Below are 25,135 nucleotides of genomic sequence, written 5' to 3' on the forward strand. Positions count from 1 at the left end.
ATCTTTTCAGACGGCCTTTTGTATTTCCTTTAAAATAGCGCATTCCCATTTATTTTCAGACGGCCTCTTCATGTTTCCCAACGAATCCGCCCCCAACCTCCTGCAAGGCTTAAACCCCGAACAACTCTCCGCCGTAACCTGGCCGCCGCAATCCGCTCTCGTTTTGGCAGGTGCGGGCAGCGGCAAGACGCGCGTACTGACCACGCGCATCGCATGGCTTTTGCAAAGCGGGCAAGCCAGCGTACACAGCATTATGGCGGTAACGTTTACCAACAAAGCCGCCAAAGAAATGCAAACCCGTTTGGGCGCGATGATTCCCGTCAACGTCCGCGCCATGTGGCTCGGCACGTTCCACGGTCTCTGCCACCGCTTTTTGCGCCTGCACCACCGCGACGCAGGCCTGCCCTCTTCCTTCCAAATCCTCGACAGCGGCGACCAGCTTTCCCTGATCAAACGCTTGCTCAAAAGCCTCAACATCGCCGAAGAAATCATCGCGCCGCGTTCATTGCAAGGCTTTATCAACGCGCAAAAAGAATCCGGTTTGCGCGCTTCCGTGTTGAGCGCGCCCGACCCGCACACGCGCCGCATGATTGAGTGCTACGCCGAATACGACAAAATCTGCCAACGCGAAGGCGTGGTCGATTTTGCCGAACTCATGCTCCGCAGCTACGAAATGCTGCAAAACAACGAAATCCTGCGCCAACACTACCAAAACCGCTTCAACCACATTCTGGTTGACGAGTTCCAAGACACCAACAAGCTGCAATACGCCTGGCTGAAACTGATTGCCGGCAACCACGCCGCCGTCTTTGCCGTCGGCGACGACGACCAAAGCATTTACCGGTTCCGCGGCGCGCACGTCGGCAACATGACCGCACTGATGGAAGAATTCCACATCGACGCGCCCGTCAAACTCGAACAAAACTACCGCTCCGTCGGCAACATCCTCGCCGCCGCCAACGCCGTTATCGAAAACAACGACGAACGCCTCGGCAAAAACCTGCGCACCGACGCCGAAGCAGGCGACAAAATCCGCTACTACTCCGCCTTTACCGACCTCGAAGAAGCCCAATTCATCGTGGACGAAACCAAAGCCCTCGAACGCGAAGGCTGGGATTTGGACGAAATCGCCGTCCTCTACCGCAGCAACGCCCAATCGCGCGTTATCGAACAAAGCCTGTTCCGCAGCGGCATCCCCTACAAAATCTACGGCGGCCTGCGCTTTTACGAACGCCAAGAAATCAAACACGCCCTCGCCTACCTGCGCCTCGCCGTCAATCCCGACGACGACAACGCCCTCTTGCGCGTCATCAACTTCCCACCGCGCGGCATCGGCGCACGCACCGTCGAAAACCTTCAGACGGCCTCAAACGAACAAGGCATCACCCTCTGGCAGGCAGCCTGCAATGCCGGCGCGAAAGCCACCAAAATCGCCGCCTTCGTCCGCCTGATTGAAGCCCTGCGCAACCAAGTCGGACAAATGCCCCTGTCCGAAATCATCGTCGGCATCCTCAAAGACAGCGGCCTGACCGAACACTACCGAACCCAAAAAGGCGACAACCAAGACCGCCTCGACAACCTCGACGAACTCGTCAACGCCGCCATCGAGTTCAAACCCGAAGACAGCAACTTTGAAACCCTGCCCGAAAACATTTCAGACGACCCCGCCTTCCCCATCCTCGCCTTCCTCAGCAACGCCGCCCTCGAATCCGGCGAAAACCAAGCAGGCGCAGGCGAAAAAGCCGTCCAACTGATGACCGTCCACGCCTCCAAAGGCTTGGAATTTAACGCCGTCTTCCTCACCGGCATGGAAGAAGGCCGCTTCCCCAGCGAAATGAGCCTTGCCGAACACGGCGGCCTCGAAGAAGAACGCCGCCTCATGTACGTCGCCATCACCCGCGCCCGTAAACGCCTCTACATCACCATGGCGCAACAACGCATGCTGCACGGACAAACCCAATTCGGCATCGTCTCCCGCTTCGTCGAAGAAATCCCGCCCGAAGTATTGCACTACCTGTCCGTCAAAAAACCCGCCTACGACAGCTACGGCAGCCCGCGCCAAACCGCCGCCCCAAAAGACAAAATCATCGACGATTACAAACAGCCGCAAACCTACGCAGGCTTCCGTATCGGCCAAAACGTCCGCCACGCCAAATTCGGCACCGGCGTCATCATCGATGCCGTGGACAAAGGCGAATCCGCCCGACTGACCATTAACTTCGGCAAACAGGGCGTGAAAGAGCTGGACACCAAGTTTGCGAAACTGGAGGAGATTTAGAAATTAGAAGACTTGGAATGATAAAGGCCGTCTGAAAAATTTTCAGACGGCCTTTTAACATCTACCTATTAAGCCGAAAAAGCCTTATATGCCATTGAAACGATAATCAGCAAAACCGTTACGACCAAAACCTTACGAATAACTTCTCCGTTTGAATTAATAGCATGGAGGCTGCCAAAATGGTTGCCCAACAAATTTGCCAAAATCATCGGGATTCCGATTAGGAACGCCATTTTCCCTGCTATCAAGAAGGCAACAAATGCCCCGATGTTAGAAGCAAAATTGAAAATCTTGGAAGTAGCCGAAGCCTGCAACAACGACAATTTGTTAATGACAAACAAAGCAATGATGAAAATACTACCTGTACCCGGGCCAAAAAAACCGTCATAAAAACCAACAATCAGACAAGTTAAAAATACCGCGATAACGGATTTTTTTATCTCGCCACGCTCGTCTTCTTTTTTCAGCAAAACACCTTTAAACAAAGTTGCCAGCAAGCCTATGGGCAAAAACGCAAGAATAATGTAATTGATGGTTTCCACCGGAAGAATCAAAATGACTTTTGCACCGACAAATGCCCCAATTAAAGCCGCAACAATGCCAACCGGCACAATATGCCATACGATCGAACTGCTCTTCATAAAATTTTTAATCGCAGCCACCGTACCGATGGTACTCACCAATTTTTCCTGTGCCAACGCGACCTGAGGCGGTAAACCTACCATCAAAAATGCGGGAATCAAAATCAGCCCGGCTCCGCCCGCAATAGCATCGACATAGCCCGCAATCAAAGACGCGGCAACCAGCAGGAAAAGGCCGAGATAAAAATAATCGGCAATAATGCTGCCGGGAATAAATAATTGTTCCATGGATTGTTTCCTCTTGATTAATTTTAAATTTTTGTATGCAGGTGATGTTTGCACGAAGTATCTAAGAAATATTTATCATGGCATTTCTCAAATAATCCGAATACCCTTAGCAACCAACGGTCATTGCCATCAAATTTGGGTTTAAATCCATTTCTTGTATGTAGCGTTCTTTGGTTATCAAAGGTTACAACTTGCCCTAGTTTAAGATATAATGATACCCACTTTTTAGGATCTAAACTCGCTCTTTTAAACTTTTCCAATACTGAATCATATTTAGGACTACTTGCCCTAACATTATGATAATCAAATCTTGAAACATACAAGCCGTCATCACCTTTAAATAATAAAGGTAATTTATCTATAGATTCTTGTTTTTCAAAAGATGCAGGTCTATTCACTGTAAACTCAGCTTCTTCTAAGAGTTTAATCTCTTCCTCTGATAATTCATCCAAAATGTCATCTAATTTTAAAATACTAGTTGCAACGTTATCTTGCTGTCTCAAACACAATAGGCTTAATGTATCAGGCACTGGACTACGAAAATCAACCTCTCCACGCAATCTTAAATCAGGGTTATCTACATGAGGATAAAAGTCCAAAGAAGAACCATAAGAGCTAATCTGTGTTTCTAAACCTACTCTCGGAACAACATGTCTGATTAAACGACCATCATTTTCTCCCTGATAAACGACTGGATACATCCCTAGTAAACATACATATCCTAACAGATTTATTGCTGATTCAGGTATCTCTGAATTTTTTGTAAACCCAGTTCGGATTGGAGTCAAAGGTAGATTTGAATCAATCTTTAATTCAGAAACAACAAACCCTTTATTAGCTAAAACTTCTCTATCCTCATGATATTCTCCCGAAAAACGTAATTCATTCATACGTTGAATTGCTTTTAAATAAAGCTCCGAATTTGTATTCATCTTTACCCTTTTTAAAAAATAATAACTAAAGAAAGATTCAGCATATTAATTATCACTTCTAATTTTGTCAACAGTATTAAAATTTGTAAGGATATTCTATAAATTAATAACCTGAATTGTTTTTTTTCAAAAAAACAGATCGAATAAAACATGCAAGAACAAAGCAGATTGTGGACCATATACAACTTCTAAAAATTAAGGCCGTCTGAAAACTAAATGGTTTTTCAGACGGCCTAAAATCTTTATTTTCTCACGTCCCAAATCATGTATATGTAAAACTTACAGTCCCATGGATTAGATTCTCAACCGATATTCTGGGGACAATCAGGCAAATAAAAGTTGTTAACTGCTCAATACATCGCCCTTCTTCGTCAAAACATATTGATAAACTTCTTCTACCGTAGCTTCGTCATAGCTTTTGCCAAAGCGTTTTTTGTAGCCCAGTTCGTATAGTTTCACATGATGCCCTTCTGGGATTTCGACGCCCACATTTTCCAAACACGATTTGGCGCAATGCAGATGACAGCCGTCAATGACCAACATCGGCCGTCCGGACTGCGCTTTGCGTACCAACGGTGCGACTTTGCCGCCCACGCCGGAAATGCACGACATTTCAAATTCTCCGGCATGGTCGAGCGCCACGGCTGTGTTGTTGGCCAGCTGCGCCACATCGGAACATCCGGAACAAGAATAAATTAAGGGAAGCTCATTGCGGTTAGGCATTTTCTATTTCCTTCGGTAGCGGTTTTTATCTTTATGTGTCCGCCCATGGTCAGTCTGTCGGGCGCATCATGCGTGGTATGCGGATATTCGGGTTGCACCCGTTTGCTTTTTTCAGACGGCCTACGGCGTATCCATTTATATATTAAAAGACATCATAACTCAATACAATTAGACATTCCAGAACAAAGCAGATGCTACCTTCTAAAAAATAAAGGCCGTCTGAAAACAGATAACGCTGCTTTTTCAGACGGCCTTTTTATTTGAAGTTAATGATTAGGCTTTGTGTTCGCCATCATTCTCTGCTTTGGGCGGAACGGGGGCAAACCAGCCGACCAAAAGCAGCAGCAGGCCGACGATGATGAAGGAGACGATGCGCGCGATACCGCCGCTGTTGGAAAGCTCAATCAGGAAGAGTTTGACGACTACGATGCCCATCAGCGTCGCGCCTGTCATCCAGTAGGAACGCTGTTTGCGGCGGTTGCCGAGTACCATCAAGATGATGGCGGTTACTGCCCAAACGACGGAGAGGCTGGCTTGCAGGCCGAAGGATTGGAGCATGATGTCGAGACGCCAAGTGATGCCGTCGTAGAAATGCCATGCGCGCATCACGCCTGCGCTGATCAGCATAAATGCCAAGGCGGCGACTGTGGTTGCCGTGGTACGGCGAAGGTCGGGTGGCAAGGCTTCGGGCAGGGATTTCAGGGCAAACCAAAGCATGCCGGCGCTGGCGAGTTCCAATGGGTTAAGCACGGGAATATACGGCAACGGCGAAGGTTGGAACGGCGTGGAAAAGTTGGTCCACAGCATCCAACAAGCGGCGGCAAGGGCGCACAACGGCAAGGCAAAATGCTGATAAATGGTTTGATGCCTTCTGAAAAATTCGCGTTGGCGCTGCGTATGGAAAACAATCCACATCGCCAAAGGCACGACCAGCCATGAGAGCTGCGACCAAACGCCGGAGAGGAGGCCGCCGACATACAGCGCGGTCCAAAGCGTCCAAAGTACACCGAGTATCGTGATATTGAGTTTGTGCAACCAAATCAGATCAGGGCGCGGATAATTGTTCAGAATGATGAAGTTCAACACGGTAGCGGCGGCAAGCGGCAAGGCTGCGGCGGCTGTCCATGCGTGTTCGGTATGGTAGAAGACAAAATGCAGGGCAAACACGGGCAGGAATGCCAAGTTTGCCTGTAGCAATTCTTCCCATTTCAAACGTTTGGCAAACAGCAGCAAGCCGGCAAATATCGGCCACAGCCACAACTCGATAAACAGGGTTTCCTCGCCTGTCCATTGCATATAGAGGGCGTAGCTGCCTGTCGCCAACGCAGTAAGCAGGATGATCCAGCCTGAAACCTGCGCAAAGTAAACCTCGTTTCCTTCCGGCTTTTCACTTGCAACCGGCATGCGCGGATATTGCAGCGCGTAGGCAGCCGCAAACAGCAAAGGCGTAGCAGCAATAAGGTACAGATGGCTCAGGAAGCCTTGGGATTCATAAATGATGCTGGATTGCAGCAACAGGGCGAACAATACATTGCCCAAGGCAAATGTGATGAACACATTCGGCTCGTGTTTGCGTCGGCAGAATGCCCACGCCGCCGCCAAAGCGGAAAGAGCGACAATGCTGCCTTGTTCGGCCAAGAAAAGCAAAGGCAAAATAGAGATGTACAGCAAGGCGGCAGACAACACGGCCGTCTGAACGGATTTTTCCCATTGCGCCGAACCTTCGCGACGCAAGAAATTCCACAATAAATAAATCGCCGCTCCGCCAAGCAACACCACAACCGTCGTAAACCACTGCCCTTCCAGAACGGTATCCGTGCCGAAGCCCTGATAATTGCCCAACTGAATCAGTGCCGCCAAGAGATAAACCATCAGCGCACCCAAACGGATATGCGGACGCTGTTGGCGCAGACCGAAGAAATAAACCAATGCGGATTCGGCACTCCACAAGATAACCGTATTGCTTGGTTCAAAATAAAGCGGAACAGCAATCGTGAGGAACAACACCGCCAACGCAAAAAACGCCTGACGCAAAATATACAAACCCTGCTGACGTTTCAGTAGTAGCGCGGCCAGTCCGTAAACCGCGGCAAAACCCAATGCGGAAAGCGCATCCGCAGACGGCCAATGCTCCACCATGCGGTATTGCAGGCCGAACGCCGCCGCCATCGTGCCAAACAATAAAGTATGGTCGAGGACATGCACGCGCAGGCCGTGTGTATAAATACTCTTGCCGATTTCTTCCAAAGTCGCATTGTCGGCAATCGGCGTAACGCCGTCTTCGCTGTTTTCCGTCAATTTACGGCGTGCGAACAGATACGCGATAAAGGTATAGAGCAGCCAGTGGTAAATCAAGAAAGGCTCGGTAGTGGCAAAATGTTGCGGCGTATAACTTCGCATGCCCCACAGCGCGGCAATGGCAAAAGTAGCGACAAAACCCGTCAGGTTCAGCGGACGCCATGCCTTAAACCAAGCAATCGCGGCCACACCGCCATTGAGCAGGGCAAGATAAGAAAACAGCACCAAATAATTGCCGCTACCGTCTGAAGTCAGCAAAGGCGCGGCCATACCGCCGATTAAAGCAACCTGCGCCATAATCTGCGCATTCTGCCTTACCGCCAGCCACGCCATCAGCACAACCATCGCCACCATCAGCCCGAACACGACCGACACAGGCAGCAGCGGATGCAGTTTCAACGCCGCCAACGCCGTCAAATACATCACCGCCACGCCGAAACCCTGCAACACCAAGCCATATTCACGCTTACGGCTTTGCAGCTTCCAGCCGCCGACCACCGCTGCCAAACCCGCGCCTGCCACAGTCAAATAACGCAGCTCCACCGGTACATGAACCCGCTCGGAAGCGTAGCGCAGCAAAAATGCCAAGCCGAGAAACAGCACCACAATACCGGTTTTCAACAGCGGATTGCCGCGCAAGAACCAAGCAACAATCGGATTGTCGGAAAACTTGTACTCTCCGCCTTCCGACTGAACTTTATGGATAACGAATTGACGCGATGGCGCTTCTTCTTTTTCAGACGGCATCGAAGCAACAACAACCTCTTCCTTAGGCAGCCCTGCTTGTTCAGCAACAACCGGAGCAACCGCCCCGACAACTTCTTCCGCAACAGGCTCAGACGAAGCAGCAGCCTTGGTAGAAACAGGATCAATAGGTATAGAAAAAGAAGGAGCAAACGCCTCTTCAATCTTCTGCCTAACAGGCGCAGCTTCCGCCTCAGGCTCAACCCGGACATGACGCGGCTCAGAGGCCGTCTGAACATCGGCAACAGCCCGAGCCTCAAGCCCCTGCCCTACCTTCTCCTCATCACGGACAGCCTCATGCTCCAACACCGACAAACGCCGTTTCAGCAGCTCGATTTCCTGCTCCAGCTTCTGCATCCTGTCGCCTGCCGTAGCAGATTCAGCCAAACGCTCTTCTTGACGCTGTTTGGCAATCGACCAAGCAACCAGCCAAAACAACGACCCAATAATCACGCCCGTGGCCATCTCATCAAGAAAATAGCCGATAATAATAGGAATAAGCAGGCCGAAAAACTGCATGAAACACCTGTTTGATAACAATAAGAATATGCCGATTGTAACACCGGCAACATTATTCATGAAAAAAAGAGACAAACGGCAGAGAACAAAAGCATACGGCAAATAGGATATAAAGAATCGGCATAAAAAGGCCGTCTGAAAATGTTTAAGGATTTTCAGACGGCCTTGGATGTGTTTTGAGTTTCAACTATCGCATACTTGCCTTGAGATACCAACGCGACAAATCGATATTTTTGTTTATCCCGCACGCTTTTCTATCAGAGCAATTTCTTCATCATTCAAACCGTACATCTGATAGACAGTTTGGTTGATTTTGTCATCTAAAAAGGCAATGTGCTGATTATAGAAGGTTTGGTCAGATTCGGTTTCAGCAGTTTTTGCGTTTTGTTTGGCTTGAAGCATTTGGTCGGCGAGTTTGACCAGTTGATTATGCAAGGTTTGGTTTGCCTGGTTCACTTTCGGCAGCAAAAGCTGCTCAACATGGGCTTTTTTGACTTGTGCCAAGACTTCGCCACTTTCAGGGTTGAGCTGGTAATAGCAAAAGTCGGTTGGCTTAGAATTTAAGACTGCCAAGGCAAATTTTGCATTTACAGTTGTCGGAATCACTATGTATAGGTTATCACGGCAAATAATGTCTTTACCGATAAGTGTAGCGATAATACGGTCAGCAGTTTGGCGCACAATAATTTTCTCGGTGGCGGAGAAGATTTCCGGTTGACGTGGTTCTGCCAGCCATTCACCGTACTGTATCCACGAGTCTTCGTTCCAGTAGCTGATGTATTTGTTCATCAAACTGCCACGCATCAGCGGCTTCCAGTTTTCACCTTCGGGCTTGGGGCAATCTTCTTTAACGTAAGGTTTGTCTTTGACGGTTTCTTTACTTTGTGGAGGTTTACCTTTGCCTGTTTGAAAAGGTTTTACTCCGACAGTTGAAAATGTGCAGTCTTTCAGAGTAATAGACTGTTTTTTGATTTTCTCAAACAGTGTAGTTTCTTCGGGAGTGGCAAGAATGTTGATGATGCCGCCTTGTTTATCGAAGTGGTTCTGGTCAAGCCGCTGGTAAGACGAAATTTGGCAGTTTTCTGCCATTTCTACGTCAAATAGATTTTTACCGTTCAGACGGCCTTTTTCAAAAATCAAGACATGGGTATCGACAACAGCATCAAAAATGTGTTCTTTGCCGTGCAAAATTTTCTGCCATCGGTAATCGTTGAGTAGATAACGTCGGATTTCAGTGTAAGTGAGAGATTGCAGCCATGTATTCGGCACAATCATGCCAATTTTGCCATTTTCCGCCAAAAGTGCGCCACTACGCTCAAGGAAGAGCAAATAGAGGTCGTATTGGTAGTTTTGATGTTGATAATGTTGCTCGAAATAAGCACGTTGATCTTTTTGCTCTTTGCTGCTGACTTTGACGTAGGGTGGATTGCCGACTATTGCGTCAAAGCCTTTTTGAGGTCGTCTGAAAACTTTGGGAAAGGCTTGTTCGAATTCAAATGGGTTGATACTGCGTTGGTGTGAACGGTCAAAATCGGGCAGATTGTCCATGATATCGTAGCCGATGAGAGCATTGCCGCATTTGATGTTGCCGCTCAAATCAGGCAGGATTTTTTCGGCAAACAAGACGTTCATTTCGTTGGCAGTCACCATAGTTTCATCTTCCAAAAGCTTGAGAAAGAGGGAAACTTGGGTTACTTCGGCTGCTTGCATATCAATATCCACACCATAGACATTATCAAGCAAGATTTGTTGTTTCTGACGAATTGACAATACCCATACGCCGTTTTCTTCGTCCCAATGGCAGCCTGCTTCTTTAGCAGCAGTGGGGTACTGATTGTAATAGCTGCGATACCAATCCAAAAGTTTACCGTACACTCCAATCAAAAAGCTACCGCTACCACAAGCAATATCGGCGACTTTCAGTTCGGCAACTTTGGATGGATACCGCGCCTTTTCTAACAATGGGCCAACAGTGTGTTCGACAATGTAATCTACAATGTATTTGGGCGTATAAAACACCCCACCTGCTTTACGGACTTCAGGTTTCTGCTCAATAAGAGCTTTACCATCTTGAATACTGATAACTTTACCTAAAAAGCGTTCATAAATGTTACCGAGAATGTGGATGGGGATGTAATTGAAATCGTAAGGGGTGTTGGTATGGTCAAGATCAGCTGCAATTTCTCGAAATTGAGCTTCATCCGCGCCGAGAAAACCATCTTTATCCATGAAATGCGGCTTAAACACAATGCCGTTGTATTTGATATCGAGGCGGCGGCATTCTGCAATAAATTTTTTCCACGGTTTGGCTGCATTGGCAATATTATGTAGCAGATTTTCAGGCTCAATTTGTTTGTCTTCCAAGAAACGCATGAAAACAAGACGATCAATAGTGCGCTGAGTAGCTTCGGTCAATTGATAGTTGTCAAGGTTAGGATTGCCGGTGTAAAAGGCTTGCGCCATTTGCAGACGGATTTCGTCGATGTATTCAAGAAAACTATCATCAATAGATGCACCGCCGCCGAATAAATTGCCTTGTTTGCCGCTTTTACCTTTGGGTTTGGGCAGATTGCTGATATAGGCTTGCAGGTTGCCTGCAGCTACGGCTTCGCGGGAAAATAGCCAGAAGACTTCGGCAAATGTATCTTGGTTGAGAAAATCGGTGTAGGTATAGTATTTAATTTCAGTAGATAAGGCAGTATCAAAGTCAGGTTTGTGTCGGCAGTCGATAATGACAAATTCCTCAAAATCGGTCAGTACGGATACTCCTGTTTGTGAGTTCCAGCCGTATTTGGCCGTCTGAAAATAGTCAGCTTGATTCTTCCGCAATGTACGGCTTGGTTTTTTAGCCTCGACAAAAAATTGTACGGTTCGATAATCTGGCGCAAGGTGGAAAGCGTAATCGGCACGTTTCTGTGCCTGAGAACCTTCCTGTCTTTGGGCTTTTTCTACTTTAACTTCTTGCTGATATGGATTTTTCTGATGATTATGTGCCACATCCCAGCCTAATGCCGTAAAGAATTTATCAATAAAATCTTGACGGACAGCAGCTTCGGTATAACTTGGTGAAAGGTAGTAATCAGCGTTGGTTTTGAAGTCTTCAATTAGTTGTACAACTTGTTGATGAGCGGTTTCCAGCATGTTTTTTTCCTGTTTAGTTGATCTTTTCTCAGACGGTTGAATTTATTTTTCAGACTACATGAGGTAGGGGGACTTTCCTGAACTCAATGCGCCTCTTCCCAATTCATCCCCACACCAACCTCCGCCACCAGCGGCACGTTCAACATCCCTTCATCCACTTTCGCCATAATCTGCGGCAGTTTTTCTTTCACTAAATCCAGTTCGGCTTCGGGGACTTCCAACACCAATTCGTCATGCACCTGCATGATCAGTTTGCTTTGCAGGTCATCTGAAACCAGCCAGCGGGATACGTCTATCATGGCGCGTTTGATGAGGTCGGACGCGGTGCCTTGCATGGGGGCGTTGATGGCGGCGCGTTCGGCTCCGGCGCGGGCATTGGCGTTTTTGTTGTGGATGTCGGGCAGGTAGAGGCGGCGGCCGAACAGAGTTTCGACGAAGCCTTGCGCGGCGGCTTGTTCTTTGGTGCGCTGCATGTATTCGGCGACGCCGGGGTAGCGGGCGAAGTAGCGGTCGATAAAGTTTTTGGCTGAGATGTTGTCGATGCCCAATGATTTGGCGAGGCCGTATTGGCCCATGCCGTAAATGAGGCCGAAGTTGATGGTTTTGGCGTAGCGGCGTTGTTCGGACGAAACGTTTTCGGGGGCGATGCCGAATACTTCGGCGGCGGTGCGGCGGTGTACGTCTTCGCCGTTTTGGAACGCGGCGATGAGGGTTTTGTCGCCGGAGAGGTGCGCCATGATGCGCAGCTCGATTTGGGAATAGTCGGCGGAAACGATGACGCTGCCTTGCGGTGCGGTGAAGGCGCGGCGCACGCGGCGGCCTTCGGCGGTGCGGATGGGGATGTTTTGCAGGTTGGGGTTGTTGCTGGCGAGGCGGCCGGTAATGGCGACGGCTTGGGCGTAGGTGGTATGCACGCGGCCGTCTTTGGGCGAAATCATTTCGGGCAGTTTGTCGGTGTAGGTGGATTTGAGTTTCGCCAGGCTGCGGTTTTGCAGGATGATTTTGGGTAACGGGTAGTCGGGCGCGAGCTGTTCGAGCACGGCTTCGTTAGTGGAAATGCCGCCTTTGGCGGTTTTTTTCAGGCCTTTGGTGGGGATGCCCATTTTGTCGAACAGGATTTCTTGAAGCTGTTTGGGCGAGTTGAGGTTGAACGGCTGGCCTGCGGCGGCGTAGGCTTCTTGTTCGAGCTTCATCAGCTCGGCGCCGAGTTCGGCGCTTTGACGGGCGAGTTCGGCGCGGTCGATTTGTACGCCGTTGCGTTCCATTTCAAACAATACTTGCGCGACGGGCAGTTCCATTTTTTCATACATTTCAAGCTGTTTGGCGTCCATTTGCGCGCGCAGGTGCGCTTCGAGGCGCAGGGCGAAATCGGCGTCTTGGGCGGCGTATTCTGTCGCCTGCCCGATGGCGACATCGGCAAAACCGATTTGCTTCGCGCCTTTGCCGCACAGCGATTCGTAGGTAATGGTTTCCAAGCCGAGCCAACGTTCGGACAATTCGTCCAAGCCGTGTCCGAGATGGCTCTCGATGATGTAGGAAGCAAGCATGGAATCACCGGCAATGCCGTTCAGGGCGATGCCGTAGTTGGCGAAAACGTGTTGGTCGTATTTGAGGTTTTGCCCGATTTTTTTCAGGGCGGGGTTTTCCAAATGTGATTTCAGACGGCCTAATACGTCTTGCAAATCAAGTTGTTCAGGTGCAGCAGTCAAGCTGTGTCCTACGGGGATGTAAACCGCTTCGCCTGCTTGGAACGCGATGCTGATACCGACCAGCGCGGCGTTCATCGCGTCTAATGACGTGGTTTCCGTATCAATGCCGATTTTTTCCGCCTGCGCCAGTTTGTCCAACAAAGCGGCAAACTGCGCTTCGGTGGTAACGGCTTGATAATCCAGCTTTTCAGGGGCTGGGGCGAGTTCGGGTTGTTTTTCAGGCTGTGTTTCCATCGCCAATGCGGCTTGTTCGCCGATATGCTCGCTGCCGAACAAATCTGTGTTTTGCGCTTCGTGCATACGGCTTTCTGCTTCTTTCAGCCAAGTGCGGAAACCCCAGCGTTTGAAATCGACAACCAGCTGCGACCATTTCGGCGTAGTGCGGCGCAGGCTTTCGAGGCCGTCTGAAAGCTCGGTGTGCAAGTCCACATCGGTTTTAATCGTTACCAAGTCATACGACAGCGGCAGTTGTTCCAAAGCGGCTTGCAGGTTTTCGCCGACCTTGCCCTTGATTTCCGCAGCGTGTTCCATCACGCCAGCCAGCGAGCCGTAGGCTTCCAGCCACTTCACCGCCGTTTTCGGGCCGCACTTTTCCACGCCCGGCACATTGTCCACCTTGTCGCCCATCAGCGCGAGATAATCGCGGATTTGGTCGGGGCGCACGCCGAATTTTTCTTTCACGCCTTCAATGTCCAGCGTTTCACCGCTCATCGTGTTCACCAGCGTCACGCGCTCGTTCACCAGCTGCGCCATGTCCTTATCGCCGGTGGACACCACCACGTTCCAACCCGCTTCGCCAGCCATCTTAGCCAAAGTGCCGATAACGTCGTCCGCTTCCACTTGCGGAATCACCAGCACCGGCCAGCCCATCAGGCGCACCAAATCCGGCAAGGCTTCCGCCTGCGGGCGCAAATCGTCCGGCATCGGCGGACGCGTCGCCTTATAGTCGGGAAACATCTCGTGGCGGAAATTCTTACCCTTCGCGTCAAACACCACCGCGCAATAGTCATGCACATAATCCGCACGCAGCCGGCGCAGCATATTCAACACGCCATACATCGCCCCAGTCGGCGCACCGTCGGGCGCAGACAAATTCTGCCCCATGGCATGATAGGCGCGGTAAAGATAAGAAGAGCCGTCAACGAGAAGGAGTGTGGGTTTGTTGGACATGGAGAACCTGCTGTGTGTATGAAAATAATGTACGGATTATAAAGGAAAAGGCCGTCTGAAAACCGAAAATCAAGTTTCAGACGGCCTGATGTTTACATAAATATACGGTTTCAGGTATTGCGCCGCAGAATCCCATCTTGTATATTTGTATTCAAATGAATACAAACCAAAACAGACGAATATGAATGCAACGAACCGTATCCCAATCAGCGTGCGCATCACTCAGGAAGATGCTGATTTTATTGCCGAACTCAAAATCGAAGGTGCGAATACGCCGTCTGAAAAAATCCGCGAACTGCTCAAACTGGCTCGCTTGGCGCATACGCAAACACGCGATTACAGCTCCGCACTGACGGCGCAGGAGCAATTTTTCCAAGCGGCGAAACACGAAATCTTGCACGCTGAAAAACAGGCCGGAGTGCATTCGCATATCGTGGCGAGGTTGTTTGAACAGCTTCCCGACTTAGGCGCAACGCTCGCCGCCGACCTGCCCGAAGAAGCCGACCTCGACGATTTGAAAAAATACGAACGCGAACTGATGTGGCGCATCGTCCGCCTGACCGACAGCATCTTGCAACTCGCCGTAACCGGCAAAGGCGCGGCATACGACGACAGCGTGTTGCAACAGCTTGAAAATACTTTGAAACTGGCAAAGATTGTGCAACAGGCAAATGAAGTTTAAGGCCGTCTGAACAACGCCCCTTCCCCCATTTCTAAATACCAATGCTCAACATCGAAGACTGAAGCGACAAGATGGAAAAATGGATAGCAGAAGCATACGAATTATTTGCACCTTACAGCGTGCGCTTCCCGCTGAATATCTGTACTTGCAATAGCTGCTCTCCCGAAGATTTCCAACAGGCGTTGTTGGAATATCCGTTACACGAGATTCCTGTCGATATGTTGCAGGCTTATTTGGGCAGCGTGCCTTTAGATAACGCAGCCGCGACGGCTTTAGACATGAAACATTTTCTGCCGCGTATTTTGCAGGCTTTGGTCAACGACGAAGACGTCCGACCGCTTGATGAAACGTTGCTCGATAAGTTGCGTTGTGATTTACCTGAATGCTGGACAGAAAAAGAAATCGATTGGTTAAAACGTTTCGCCGTCGCTTGGTTTGACTCGCAACTGACTGCGCCCCGCTACGAAGGCTGCTTGGTCGTTTGGCTGAATATGTTTCAATTCGCCGGATTGGATGTTGTCGACGAACTGTTGGCAGTGTGGATGAAGCAGGCGGATAAAACGGCAGCTTTACGCGAATTTGTCGACTTGTATTTAGAAATTCCGTATGGAAGCGATGAGCCGGATTGGTACAAAGTCTGCTATCTGCCCGATCATTGTCCGAATAGAACGCAATTCGCCGCCCGATTGTCGGCTTGGTTTACCCACCCGGATACCCGCGCCACATTCAGACGGGCTTTAGAACAAGCCCTGCTGGAAGGCAAAGAAGACGAAAACGAAACATTGTTATGGGAGCAATGTTACGACTGGTTGGCGCAATCGAATGCCGGTTAAACACAATATTTCTCATGATTTCATAAAGAAAGGAAAATCCAAATGAGCGAAACCCTATCCCGCCGAGTAGGCCGTCTGGTAAGCGGCGGTTTTCATGCCCTGATTGATGCGGCGGAAAACCTTGCACCCGAAGCGGTCATGAACGAGAGCATCCGCGAAATCGAGCGGGCGGTGGACGAAGTACGCGCCGAGTTGGGCAAAGTGTTGGCGCAGAAACACCTTGCCGCCAAGAAAATGGCGGACGAGAGCAACCGCCACGAAGCCATCGACGCCAATCTGCAAGCCGCCGTAGATGCCGGTCGCGACGACCTTGCCGAGGCAGGCATCGCCGAACAGATGGACATCGAAGCGCGTCTGCCCATCTTGGAAAACACCATTGCCGATTGTGCCGCACAAGAAAAAGAGCTCGAAGGCTTTATCGCCGCCCTGCAGGCAAAAAAACGCGAGATGCAGCAGCAGTTGCAAGACTGGCGTGCCGCGCAACAAAATACTGGTGCAGGCAAAGCTTCAGGCGGCAGCGACCTCAACCGTATCGCCCGTGATGCCGAAAAAAGCGGCAACGCTTTCGACCGCGTGATGGGGCGCCAAAACTCGGTACACAGCAGCACCGATGCGGCACAGTTAGCCAAGCTGAAAGAACTGGAAGACTTAAGCCGCAACAACCGCATTGCCGAACGATTGGCGGCGCTGAAGGCGAAATCATAAGCCATATTGAGAAAATCGCGGTTTCAGACGGCCTTTATCTTCATGGGGCCGTCTGAAAAAAGAAAACCATACACACCTCAATAACAAAAAGATGCCGGATTGGGAAAAATCCTGTCAGTTATAACAAATTAATAAAAATATCCATATCCAATCGACTTAACTTTAAAATAAAATATATGCCGTCTGAAAATTAAAAAGAATAAGGAAATGCAATATGTGGAATTTAATCAACGCCCCCGAAACTGAAATCTTCGGCATTGCCATTGCGCTGATGGTTTTGCTCGGTGTGTTTGAAGTCATTTCCATGCTGGCAGGCGGTATTAGCGACTGGTTGGACAACCTGTTGCCCGACAGCCTGACCGAAACTGCACACGCCGAGGTCGGATTGGATGTGGCGGACGCAGGCATATTCGTGCGTTTCCTGAGCTGGCTGTATGTCGGACGTATCCCGGTGTTGATGTTGATGGTGGTGTTTCTTGCCGTATACGGATTAACGGGTTATCTGTTTCAGACGGCCTTTGCCACTGTATTCGGCAGTTATCTGAATGGCACGCTGGCAGCAGTCATCGTTTGGTTTCTTTCCTTACCCTTAGTGCGCGTAACGGCTGGCGGTTTGTACAAAATTATGCCGAAAGATGAAACCACTGCCGTTTCGCAGGAAAGTTTAATCGGCCGCGTCGGCACAGTGGTGTTGGGCGAAGCTCGGGTAGGCAATGCGGCACAGGTGCGCGTGAAAGATGCTTACGGCCAACAGCATTATGTGATGGTAGAGCCTGACTCTGATGATGTATTGAAACAAGGCGATGCGGTATTGCTGGTGTCGTTGGACGGAAATACATTTAAAGCAATTTTAAATCCGAGCGGAAGCTTGGTGGATTGAGGCTGTCTGAAACCGCTGATTCATCGATACGGGAAAAATAGATACTTTACTGCCCTATCCTCACCATCTGGAAATTTGAAATAACAATTAGAAAAACAACCACCCTCTTATTTCAACCCATATTTTTAACCCTTTCAGACGGCCTCTTTCCCTCAAAGCCTTCTGAATCCACCGCCCTCAAAGGCATATTAACAAGAAGAAAGGAAAAACCATGAACTTGGTCTCCATCGGCACCATCGCCGGCGTCATACTCGTCGCGCTAATTGTACTCGGCCTCATCCTGACCCGTCTGTACCGCCGCGCCAGCAAAGAAGTCTCCTTCGTACGCACCGGTTTCGGTGGCGAAAAAGTCATCATGAACGGCGGCGCGATGGTGCTGCCCGTGCTGCATGAAATCATCCCCGTCAACATGAATACACTGCGCCTTGAAGTGCGCCGCGCTGCCCAACAAGCATTAATTACCCGCGACCGGATGCGCGTTGACGTGATGGCTGAATTTTACGTCCGCGTCAAACCCAGCGCCGAGAGCATTGCGACCGCCGCACAAACGCTGGGTATGAAAACCATGTCCCCCGATGAGCTGAAAGACCTCGTCGAAGGTAAATTCGTTGACGCCCTGCGCGCCGTTGCCGCCGAAATGGCGATGGAAGAACTGCATGAAAAACGTGTTGATTTCGTTCAAAAAGTGCAACAAGTCGTGAGCGAAGACTTGTTCAAAAACGGTCTCGAACTCGAAACCGTTTCCCTGACCGGCCTCGACCAAACCAGCTTTGAGTTTTTCAACCCGCAAAACGCCTTTGACGCGGAAGGTTTGACCAAACTGACCGAAACCATCGAAGGCCGCCGCAAAAAACGCAACGAAATCGAACAAGACACCGATTTGGCGATTAAAACCAAAAACCTCGAAGCCGAGCAGCAACGCCTGAAAATCTCGCGCGAAGAAGAATACGCCAAACTCGAACAAGAGCGTGAGATCGCCGTGCGCCGCGCCGAACAAGAGGCCAGCATTGCCGAACAAGAATCTCAGAAAAAACGTGAGGCGGAAGAAGCGAAAATTGCCGCCGAACGCGAAGTGGATTTGAAACGCATTGCCGCCGAACGCGACATTAAAAACGAAGACATCCGCAAAGCCCAAGCCGTTGAACAGGCAGAGGTTGAACGCCGCAAAGCCATCGAGCTTGCTGAGCAAGACCGCGCCATCGCCGTTGCCGAGAAATCGCGTGCCGAATCCGAAGCCAAAGCCGAGGCCGACAAAGCCCGCGCTGCCGCTGTTCGTGAAGAAGAGAGCGTGATTACCGTACGCGAAACCGAACGTGCAGAGCGCGCCAAAGCGGTGGAATTGATTGCCGCCGAAGAAGCCGCACAAAAAGACGCGATTTCGCTCACCGTCGCCGCTGAAGCCGAAAAACAAGCTGCACAAGACCGAGCTGAAGCCGTGCGCATCGCCGCCGAAGCCGAAGCCGAGAAACAACGCCTGCAAGCCAAAGGTGAAGCCGATGCCAAAATTCTGTTGGCTCAAGCGCAAGAGCAACAATATAAAGTTGATGCCGAAGGTACCCGCGCCGTCAACGAAGCCGCTAACGTGCTGAGCGTCGAGCAGGTTGAAATGCAAGTCCGCCTTGCCCTCTTGAAACACCTGCCTGACATCATCCGCGAATCCGTCCGCCCAATGGAAAAAATCGAAGACATCAAGATTTTGCAAGTCAATGGTCTGGGTGGCTTTGCCGGTGGTGCAAACGGCGCGGAAGGTGCTTCAGACGGCCAAACCACACAAGCCAGCCTCGCCGACCAAATGGTCAACAGCGCCCTGCGCTACCGCAGCCAAGCCCCGCTGGTTGACGGTCTCTTAAAAGAATTGGGACTGAATGGTGGCGACATCAACGGTCTGACCCAAGGACTAGATAAAACCATCGACCAATCATAAACAAATGCCGTCATAATGGTTTAAAGGCCGTCTGAAACAGGTTTTCAGACGGCCTTTTGTTTATACAAAAACTTCCACAAATTCTAATATTTTCAATACTCACCAATTCAGATCTGTTGCGGTTGCAATAAATTAGGAATTATCCAACCTGCTTTTTGTGGTTAAAAAAGATTGAGTGGGCTATTCTTAGCCAAATAACAAGGCTAACTGCTTTGACAATGATCCATCAACAATTGAGTCATAAAAACTGATTCTACCGTTTCGATTTCAAGTTTGCCATCTACTCATCTATCGACATTTCAATACCAAGCTGCTTATCTTCAGGCAAATAAAAAAGCACAACATTTCGTTGTGCTTTTTCTTAATGAACCCACATTACTTGTTTTTTTGCGAACGAAGGTAGTCCAAAGTTTTCAGCTGGGCAATGGCTGCTGCCAATGCTTTGTGCGCTTCGGCCAGAGATTTATCATCTTTGGCTGCAGAAACACCTGCCTCGGCTGCTTTCTTAGCTTCTTCAGCACGCGCCTGATCCATTTCGGTACTGCGAACGGCAACGTCTGCCAATACGGTAATCTTGTCAGGCTGTACTTCTAAAACACCGCCGGAAACAGCAACCAGCACTTCTTCAGCTTCACCCGGAACAGTCAAACGCAATGCGCCGGGGCGTACCAAACTCATAATCGGCTCGTGTCGTGGATAAATACCAAGCTCACCTTGAACGGTCGGAACCACCACAAAGCTGGCTTCGCCCGAATAGATGTTTTGCTCGCTACTGACCACTTCAACTTGCATGACGCTCATGCCGACCTCCTTAGTTTAAGGTTTTCGCTTTCTCAACTGCTTCTTCGATGCCGCCTACCATGTAGAACGCTTGTTCAGGCAGATGGTCGTATTCGCCGTTCAAGATGGCTTTAAAGCCGGCAATGGTATCGCGCAGGGCGACATATTTGCCTGGAGAACCTGTAAACACTTCTGCAACGTGGAACGGTTGAGACAGGAAGCGTTGGATTTTACGGGCACGCATTACAGTCAGTTTGTCTTCGTCAGACAATTCGTCCATACCCAGAATGGCGATAATGTCACGCAATTCTTTGTATTTTTGCAGAGTGGACTGTACACCGCGCGCTACGTCGTAGTGTTCTTGACCCAATACCATCGGATCCAATTGGCGTGAAGTAGAATCAAGCGGGTCAACTGCCGGGTAAATACCCAAAGAGGCAATATCACGGCTCAATACGACGGTCGCGTCCAAGTGAGCGAAAGTTGTCGCTGGAGACGGGTCAGTCAAGTCATCCGCAGGTACATATACGGCTTGGATGGAAGTAATGGAACCGGTTTGGGTAGAGGTAATACGCTCTTGCAAACGACCCATTTCTTCAGCCAATGTCGGTTGGTAACCCACTGCAGAAGGCATACGGCCCAACAGTGCGGATACTTCGGTACCGGCCAGAGTGTAACGGTAGATGTTGTCAACGAAGAACAATACGTCGCGACCTTTACCGTTTTCGTCTTTTTCGTCACGGAAGTATTCGGCCATAGTCAAACCGGTCAAAGCAACGCGCAGACGGTTGCCTGGAGGTTCGTTCATTTGGCCATACACCATGGCTACTTTATCCAATACGTTGGAATCTTTCATCTCGTGGTAGAAGTCGTTACCTTCACGGGTACGCTCACCCACACCTGCGAACACGGACAGACCGCTGTGCGCTTTGGCGATGTTGTTGATCAATTCCATCATGTTCACGGTTTTGCCCACACCGGCACCACCGAACAGACCTACTTTACCGCCCTTAGCAAACGGACACAGCAAGTCGATCACTTTAATACCGGTTTCCAGCAATTCGGTAGTTGAAGACAACTCGTCGAATTTCGGAGCAGTTTGGTGAATGGCGCGGCTCTTGTCGGTATCGATCGGACCTGCTTCATCAACAGGCGTACCCAATACGTCGACAATACGACCCAATGTACCTTTACCTACCGGCACAGTGATTGGCGCACCAGTATTGCTTACAGACATGCCGCGTTTCAGGCCGTCTGAACTACCCATTGCAATAGTACGGACAACGCCGTCGCCCAGAAGCTGTTGAACTTCCAGAGTCAGACCGTTCTCGTCCAATTTCAGGGCATCGTAAACATGCGGGATAGCGTCGCGTGGAAATTCCACGTCAACCACCGCACCAATAACTTGTACGATTTTGCCTTGGCTCATTATCGTATCCTAATTTCCTGTTCAGGCTTCAGACGGCATTAAACTGCCGCTGCACCTGCTACAATTTCTGACAATTCTGTGGTAATCGCGGCTTGACGCGATTTGTTGTACACCAAGCGCAATTCTTTGATGGCATTGCCTGCGTTGTCGGTTGCGGCTTTCATCGCTACCATACGCGCGGCTTGTTCGGATGCCATGTTGTCGCTCAATGCCTGATAAACCACAGACTCTAAATAGCGGCGAACCAAATATTCCAATACGGCGATAGGACTCGGCTCGTAGCGGTATTCCCAAGTAAATGAAGAATGACCCGCTTCGTCGTCAATAACGTTTTCACCGATAGGCAGCAAAACTTCCATACGCGGCTCTTGGCGCATTGTATTGACAAAACGTGAGTAAACCATATGGATACGGTCTAATTCATGCTTCCCATAACGTTGGAAGATTTCGGTCAGAGGTCCGAGCAGCAATTCCATTTTTGGGGTATCGCCCAAATTGGTTGCGCTGGCAATAACATTCAAACCGATGCTTTGGCATGCAGCCAAACCTTTACTACCCAGGCACACGACTTCGACTTCGATGCCTTGTTCCTGATACTCTTGAACTTGCGCCAAAAACTTTTTCAGTACGTTTGCGTTCAAGCCACCGCACAAACCTTTATCCGAGGTAATCAAAATGAAACCGGCACGACGCACTTCGCGGTGCGGCTCCAACAATTTGATACCATGATCGGCATGGGTCTGTGCAAGATGGCTCATCACTGTACGCACTTTTTCGGCGTACGGACGCGCTAAGCGCATCCGGTCTTGAGTCTTCCGCATTTTAGAGGTCGACACCATTTGCATCGCTTTAGTGATCTTTTGGGTATTTTGAACACTACGGATTTTGGTGAGAATCTCTTTTCCGACTGCCATTTCAGACTCCTTTCATCTCAATACTTATGCTTGGTAAGCGTAAGAAGATTTGAAAGATTTCATGGCTTCGGTTAATGCTTTTTCGCTTTCGTCAGACATTGCGCCTGATGCATTAATCGCTTCCAGAACCTCAGGATGTTGCGTACGTACGAAACTCAAGAATTCTGCTTCGAAAGCCAAGGCCTTGGATACCGGAACATCTGCGTAAGAACCGTTGTTGATCGCCCACAAAGTCAATGCCATTTCGGCAGTGTTCAATGTGCTGAATTGTTTTTGTTTCATCAATTCAGTAACCACTTCACCGTGTTGCAGCTGTTTGCGTGTTGCTTCGTCCAAATCGGAAGCAAATTGCGAGAACGCTGCCAATTCACGGTACTGTGCCAACGCCAAACGGATACCGCCACCCAGTTTTTTGATGACTTTGGTTTGTGCTGCACCACCTACGCGCGATACAGAAATACCGGCATTGATTGCAGGACGGATACCGGCGTTGAACAAGTCGGTTTCCAAGAAGATTTGGCCGTCTGTAATCGAAATTACGTTGGTTGGTACGAATGCTGATACGTCACCGGCTTGGGTTTCAATAATCGGCAACGCAGTCAGAGAACCGGTTTTGCCTTTTACTTCGCCATTGGTCAGTTTTTCAACTTCGTTTTCGCTGACACGAGCCGCACGTTCCAACAGACGGGAGTGCAGATAGAATACGTCGCCAGGATATGCTTCACGACCAGGAGGACGGCGCAACAGCAGGGAAATTTGACGGTATGCAACGGCTTGTTTAGACAAGTCATCGTATACGATCAGTGCATCTTCACCGCGGTCACGGAAGAATTCACCCATGGTACAACCGGAGTAAGGAGCAATGTATTGCAGCGCAGCGGCTTCAGAAGCAGTCGCAGCTACCACGATAGTATGTTCCATCGCGCCATGCTCTTCCAATTTGCGTACTACGTTGGCAATAGAAGATGCTTTTTGGCCGATAGCCACATAAATACAGATAACGCCTGTACCTTTTTGGTTAACGATGGCATCCAGTGCTACGGCTGTTTTACCGGTTTGACGGTCACCAATGATTAACTCACGTTGACCACGACCAACCGGAACCATAGAGTCAATGGCTTTCAGGCCGGTTTGCATGGGTTGGTCAACCGATTTACGCGCAATCACACCCGGTGCGATTTTTTCGATTGGAGCAGTCAAAGTTGTATTGATTGGACCTTTACCGTCGATAGGACGACCCAATGCATCAACTACGCGGCCAACCAATTCGCGACCGATCGGCACTTCCAAAATACGGCCGGTACAGGTAACTGTATCGCCTTCTTTAATGTGTTCGTACTCACCCAACACTACGGCACCGACGGAGTCGCGCTCCAAGTTCATGGCCAGACCGAAAGTGTTACCGGGGAATTCGAGCATCTCACCTTGCATCGCGTCTGATAAGCCATGAATGCGCACAATGCCGTCTGTAACAGAAACAACAGTACCACGGGTACGCACTTCTGTATTGACGGACAGATTTTCGATTTTGGCTTTAATCAAATCGCTAATTTCAGCAGGATTAAGCTGCATGAAAACTCTCCTAATTTGTCATAGTCGCATACAAAGCATTCAGTTTGCCTTGTACGGACAAATCCAAGACCTGATCACCCACTTCTACTTTGATGCCGCCGATTAATTCAGGGGCAACTTTAGTTACCACATCCAATTTGCTGTTGAAGCGTTTTGTCAGGATATCGGTAACATCGGCCAGCTGCTGAGAACTGAGCTCATACGCGCTGTAAATTACTGCCGATTTCGTATTGTTGTGTATCAAGGTCAAATCTTGATATTGGGCATAAATTTCCGGCAATACCAGCAAACGCTTTTGCTCGGCCAAAACGGTAATAAAATTTGCCAATTCGACATTTTTGATACCGACAAGACCTTTGAGCGTTTCTGCCTTTTCGGAAGCTCCCGTTTCCGGCTGCTCGATGAAAGCAATGACTTTCTCATCCTGAACAACCGCTGCGAGTTCTTTCAGTTCGCCCAACCAAGACTCGATTTGGTTTTTTTCCTGAGCCAGACTAAACAATGCTTTCGCATAAGGTCTGGCAATCGTTGCGAACTCTGCCATAAGATTACAGCTCCTGTTTTAAGGCACTGAGCAGATCTGCATGTTTGGAAGCATCGACTTCTTTACGCAGGATAGATTCCGCACCTTTAACAGCCAATGAAGCGACCTGTTCGCGCAACACTTCGCGTGCACGGTTAACTTCTTGCTCTACATCAGCTTTTGCTTGGGCTGCAATGCGTGCTGCTTCATGAGAAGCTTGCTCTTTGGCTTCTTCTACAATTTTCGCAGCACGTTTTTCGGCGTTGGCAACCATTTCGGTTACCTGATTACGCCCTTCGGCCATAAGTTCTGCAACTTTTTTCTCTGCCTGCTCAAAATCGCTCTTACCGCGCTCGGCGGCAGCCAAGCCCTCGGCGATTTTTACGGCACGCTCATCCAATGCTTTGGCAATCGGAGGCCATACGAATTTCATCGTAAACCAAACCAAGCCAAAGAAAACTAGGATTTGCGCAAATAAGGTTGCATTAATATTCACGTTACTTAACCTTC

At 49.5% G+C, this 25,135-nt stretch carries 18 protein-coding genes; 6 read left to right on the forward strand and 12 right to left on the reverse strand.

Going from position 1 to position 25,135, the window contains the following annotated elements; genetic code table 11:
• Positions 1-70 precede the first annotated feature (70 nt).
• The gene (gene uvrD / locus RRV97_RS08325) at positions 71-2,278 is read left to right on the forward strand and encodes a DNA helicase II (protein WP_315611253.1); all 2,208 of its coding nucleotides are present in this window, start codon (positions 71-73) and stop codon (positions 2,276-2,278) included.
• Between the two features lie 68 nt (positions 2,279-2,346).
• Here the strand turns inward: uvrD and RRV97_RS08330 are convergent, their stop codons facing one another.
• From RRV97_RS08330 to polA, 6 genes are all read right to left on the reverse strand, one after another.
• Complete coding sequence (locus tag RRV97_RS08330; RefSeq protein WP_003748132.1) at positions 2,347-3,147, reverse strand: sulfite exporter TauE/SafE family protein; 801 nt, start codon at positions 3,145-3,147, stop codon at positions 2,347-2,349.
• Positions 3,148-3,170: 23 nt separating this feature from the next.
• Positions 3,171-4,079, reverse strand: a complete 909-nt coding sequence (locus tag RRV97_RS08335) for a TauD/TfdA family dioxygenase (RefSeq protein WP_315611254.1) — start codon at positions 4,077-4,079, stop codon at positions 3,171-3,173.
• Positions 4,080-4,421: 342 nt separating this feature from the next.
• Positions 4,422-4,802 carry a putative zinc-binding protein gene (locus RRV97_RS08340; RefSeq protein ID WP_003748129.1) on the reverse strand — a complete coding sequence of 127 codons (381 nt, stop codon included), beginning with the start codon at positions 4,800-4,802 and terminating at the stop codon, positions 4,422-4,424.
• Between the two features lie 273 nt (positions 4,803-5,075).
• Entirely contained in the window at positions 5,076-8,363 is a 3,288-nt protein-coding gene (locus RRV97_RS08345; protein WP_315611255.1) for a DUF2339 domain-containing protein, read from the reverse strand.
• A 237-nt stretch (positions 8,364-8,600) separates the two neighbouring features.
• On the reverse strand, positions 8,601-11,504 hold the full coding sequence (locus RRV97_RS08350) for an Eco57I restriction-modification methylase domain-containing protein (protein WP_315611256.1): 2,904 nt from the start codon (positions 11,502-11,504) through the stop codon (positions 8,601-8,603).
• A gap of 83 nt (positions 11,505-11,587) precedes the next feature.
• Positions 11,588-14,383 (reverse strand): DNA polymerase I, encoded by a 2,796-nt coding sequence (polA, locus tag RRV97_RS08355; RefSeq protein WP_315611257.1) that lies wholly within the window; start codon positions 14,381-14,383, stop codon positions 11,588-11,590.
• A 181-nt stretch (positions 14,384-14,564) separates the two neighbouring features.
• Between polA and RRV97_RS08360 the strand changes: the two genes are divergently transcribed.
• The 5 genes from RRV97_RS08360 to RRV97_RS08380 all read left to right on the forward strand — a co-directional run bounded on the left by RRV97_RS08360 (position 14,565) and on the right by RRV97_RS08380 (position 19,407).
• The gene (locus tag RRV97_RS08360; protein ID WP_004518995.1) at positions 14,565-15,065 is read left to right on the forward strand and encodes a hypothetical protein; all 501 of its coding nucleotides are present in this window, start codon (positions 14,565-14,567) and stop codon (positions 15,063-15,065) included.
• Positions 15,066-15,136: 71 nt separating this feature from the next.
• Positions 15,137-15,898, forward strand: a complete 762-nt coding sequence (locus tag RRV97_RS08365; protein ID WP_315611258.1) for a hypothetical protein — start codon at positions 15,137-15,139, stop codon at positions 15,896-15,898.
• A gap of 42 nt (positions 15,899-15,940) precedes the next feature.
• Positions 15,941-16,603 (forward strand): PspA/IM30 family protein, encoded by a 663-nt coding sequence (locus RRV97_RS08370; protein ID WP_315611259.1) that lies wholly within the window; start codon positions 15,941-15,943, stop codon positions 16,601-16,603.
• Between the two features lie 214 nt (positions 16,604-16,817).
• The gene (locus RRV97_RS08375) at positions 16,818-17,483 is read left to right on the forward strand and encodes a YqiJ family protein (protein WP_315611260.1); all 666 of its coding nucleotides are present in this window, start codon (positions 16,818-16,820) and stop codon (positions 17,481-17,483) included.
• Positions 17,484-17,694: 211 nt separating this feature from the next.
• Positions 17,695-19,407: a flotillin family protein gene (locus RRV97_RS08380; protein ID WP_295696875.1), complete on the forward strand. Its 1,713-nt coding sequence runs from the start codon at positions 17,695-17,697 to the stop codon at positions 19,405-19,407.
• A gap of 375 nt (positions 19,408-19,782) precedes the next feature.
• Here RRV97_RS08380 and RRV97_RS08385 read toward each other — a convergent pair whose 3' ends face one another.
• The 6 genes from RRV97_RS08385 to RRV97_RS08410 are packed head-to-tail and all read right to left on the reverse strand — an operon-like array spanning position 19,783 to position 25,121.
• Positions 19,783-20,208: a F0F1 ATP synthase subunit epsilon gene (locus tag RRV97_RS08385; RefSeq protein WP_036492070.1), complete on the reverse strand. Its 426-nt coding sequence runs from the start codon at positions 20,206-20,208 to the stop codon at positions 19,783-19,785.
• 10 nt (positions 20,209-20,218) lie between these two features.
• Complete coding sequence (gene atpD, locus RRV97_RS08390) at positions 20,219-21,616, reverse strand: F0F1 ATP synthase subunit beta (protein WP_003748111.1); 1,398 nt, start codon at positions 21,614-21,616, stop codon at positions 20,219-20,221.
• Between the two features lie 38 nt (positions 21,617-21,654).
• Positions 21,655-22,530 carry a F0F1 ATP synthase subunit gamma gene (gene atpG / locus RRV97_RS08395; protein WP_315611261.1) on the reverse strand — a complete coding sequence of 292 codons (876 nt, stop codon included), beginning with the start codon at positions 22,528-22,530 and terminating at the stop codon, positions 21,655-21,657.
• A gap of 24 nt (positions 22,531-22,554) precedes the next feature.
• A complete protein-coding gene (atpA, locus tag RRV97_RS08400; RefSeq protein ID WP_049331699.1) occupies positions 22,555-24,102 on the reverse strand; it encodes a F0F1 ATP synthase subunit alpha in 1,548 nt (515 codons plus the stop codon).
• A gap of 10 nt (positions 24,103-24,112) precedes the next feature.
• Positions 24,113-24,646 (reverse strand): F0F1 ATP synthase subunit delta, encoded by a 534-nt coding sequence (locus RRV97_RS08405; RefSeq protein WP_003683778.1) that lies wholly within the window; start codon positions 24,644-24,646, stop codon positions 24,113-24,115.
• A gap of 4 nt (positions 24,647-24,650) precedes the next feature.
• Complete coding sequence (locus RRV97_RS08410) at positions 24,651-25,121, reverse strand: F0F1 ATP synthase subunit B (protein ID WP_315611262.1); 471 nt, start codon at positions 25,119-25,121, stop codon at positions 24,651-24,653.
• Positions 25,122-25,135 lie beyond the last annotated feature (14 nt).

The organism is Neisseria sp. DTU_2021_1001991_1_SI_NGA_ILE_055 (genome assembly GCF_032342915.1).
Taxonomy (GTDB): Bacteria; Pseudomonadota; Gammaproteobacteria; order Burkholderiales; family Neisseriaceae; genus Neisseria.

Excerpts from the sequence above, each read along its gene's own strand:
- RRV97_RS08340 (WP_003748129.1), bottom strand. The coding sequence starts at position 4,802 with ATGCCTAACCGCAATGAGCTTCCCTTAATTTATTCTTGTTCCGGATGT.
- atpG (WP_315611261.1), bottom strand. The coding sequence starts at position 22,530 with ATGGCAGTCGGAAAAGAGATTCTCACCAAAATCCGTAGTGTTCAAAAT.
- RRV97_RS08405 (WP_003683778.1), bottom strand. The coding sequence starts at position 24,646 with ATGGCAGAGTTCGCAACGATTGCCAGACCTTATGCGAAAGCATTGTTT.
- RRV97_RS08360 (WP_004518995.1), top strand. The coding sequence starts at position 14,565 with ATGAATGCAACGAACCGTATCCCAATCAGCGTGCGCATCACTCAGGAA.
- RRV97_RS08350 (WP_315611256.1), bottom strand. The coding sequence starts at position 11,504 with ATGCTGGAAACCGCTCATCAACAAGTTGTACAACTAATTGAAGACTTC.
- RRV97_RS08385 (WP_036492070.1), bottom strand. The coding sequence starts at position 20,208 with ATGAGCGTCATGCAAGTTGAAGTGGTCAGTAGCGAGCAAAACATCTAT.
- RRV97_RS08370 (WP_315611259.1), top strand. The coding sequence starts at position 15,941 with ATGAGCGAAACCCTATCCCGCCGAGTAGGCCGTCTGGTAAGCGGCGGT.
- RRV97_RS08335 (WP_315611254.1), bottom strand. The coding sequence starts at position 4,079 with ATGAATACAAATTCGGAGCTTTATTTAAAAGCAATTCAACGTATGAAT.
- atpA (WP_049331699.1), bottom strand. The coding sequence starts at position 24,102 with ATGCAGCTTAATCCTGCTGAAATTAGCGATTTGATTAAAGCCAAAATC.
- RRV97_RS08380 (WP_295696875.1), top strand. The coding sequence starts at position 17,695 with ATGAACTTGGTCTCCATCGGCACCATCGCCGGCGTCATACTCGTCGCG.
- RRV97_RS08330 (WP_003748132.1), bottom strand. The coding sequence starts at position 3,147 with ATGGAACAATTATTTATTCCCGGCAGCATTATTGCCGATTATTTTTAT.
- atpD (WP_003748111.1), bottom strand. The coding sequence starts at position 21,616 with ATGAGCCAAGGCAAAATCGTACAAGTTATTGGTGCGGTGGTTGACGTG.
- RRV97_RS08365 (WP_315611258.1), top strand. The coding sequence starts at position 15,137 with ATGGAAAAATGGATAGCAGAAGCATACGAATTATTTGCACCTTACAGC.
- RRV97_RS08375 (WP_315611260.1), top strand. The coding sequence starts at position 16,818 with ATGTGGAATTTAATCAACGCCCCCGAAACTGAAATCTTCGGCATTGCC.
- uvrD (WP_315611253.1), top strand. The coding sequence starts at position 71 with ATGTTTCCCAACGAATCCGCCCCCAACCTCCTGCAAGGCTTAAACCCC.
- RRV97_RS08345 (WP_315611255.1), bottom strand. The coding sequence starts at position 8,363 with ATGCAGTTTTTCGGCCTGCTTATTCCTATTATTATCGGCTATTTTCTT.
- polA (WP_315611257.1), bottom strand. The coding sequence starts at position 14,383 with ATGTCCAACAAACCCACACTCCTTCTCGTTGACGGCTCTTCTTATCTT.